We start from the raw sequence: 1,059 nt of genomic DNA, 5'->3' as shown, positions 1-1,059 counted from the left end.
CTAGAGCATAATCCGATCAGTCTGGTTCATATCCAGCGGCGGTGAAGCACGCTGCGGCCTGGCGATGAGAGATATCGTCAATTGCTCCACAGACGGTATTTTGAAGAGCGTCGAGGGTTCGCGGTGCCACCCGTCTGATCCACGCCTTCATTTTGGCGAAGATGTTTTCGATCGGGTTGAAATCAGGACTGTAGGGCGGCAGGAACAACAACCTGGCGCCGACTGCCTCCACAGCCTCGCGGGCAGCGGCTCCTTTATGGGCGGGCAGATTGTCCAGAATGACGACGTCTCCCGGCGACAGGGTTGGAACGAGCACCTTGCGGGTATAGGCGGCAAACCATTCGCCGGTCATTGGGCCGTCCAGCATCATCGGTGCTGTCATGCCGGAGAGGCGCAGCCCGCCGATGAACGTCGTGGTTTTCCAGTGCCCGTGGGGCACGGACATCCGACAGCGCGTGCCCCGTTGTGACCGCCCCCGCAGGCGGGCCATCTTCGTTGAGACGGCTGTTTCGTCGATGAAGATCAGACGGGCCGGATCAAGGTCAGGCTGACTGTCAAACCAGGCCTCGCGCCGCTGTGCGACGTCGGGCCGTGTCTGCTCGCTGGCGTGCGCCGTTTTTTTTGATGGTCATGTCGTGACGGTCGAGACAGCGCCAGATCGTACTCGGCGCAAAGCGGACACCGTGTTCCGCTGCAAGTGTCTCCGCCAGTTCGACAAGGGAAATATCGGCCTTTGTTTCAATCGCGGCCAGCAGGAAGGCTGACCACGCTTCAATCCGGTGAGAACGGCGATCACCGCCCTGTTTAAGCGCATGGTCACGACCGCTGGCCTGCCACTCGGCAACCCAGCGGATAACGCTCGACGAAGACACACCAAAACGAACCGCCGCCGCACGACGGGTCATGCCAGAGGCAACAGCCGCAATCGTGCGGCGGCGAAGGTCAGCAGACAGGGCTCGGGTCATACGGGCCGGCCTCCATACCGGCACATAGTATGAATCAGATTTCGACCAGTATGGGAATCTTAAAATGAACCTATTAGATCAGATTATGCTCTAG

1 protein-coding gene is annotated in these 1,059 nt (G+C 59.7%); it reads right to left on the bottom strand.

Annotated features, from left to right (window positions below):
- Positions 1-16: 16 nt before the first annotated feature.
- Positions 17-965 (bottom strand): IS630 family transposase gene (locus tag AC1RQ9_RS18990; RefSeq protein WP_240906627.1). Its coding sequence is split into 2 segments (ribosomal slippage): positions 17-626 and positions 625-965, totalling 951 coding nucleotides; the frame shifts between segments, so codons are not numbered across the junction.
- Between the last annotated feature and the right edge of the window lie 94 nt (positions 966-1,059).

The sequence above is a fragment of the Komagataeibacter ossonobensis genome (assembly GCF_057359305.1).
Note: the sequence above shows the minus strand (reverse complement) of the source record. Positions and strands in the feature narration are given on the sequence as shown.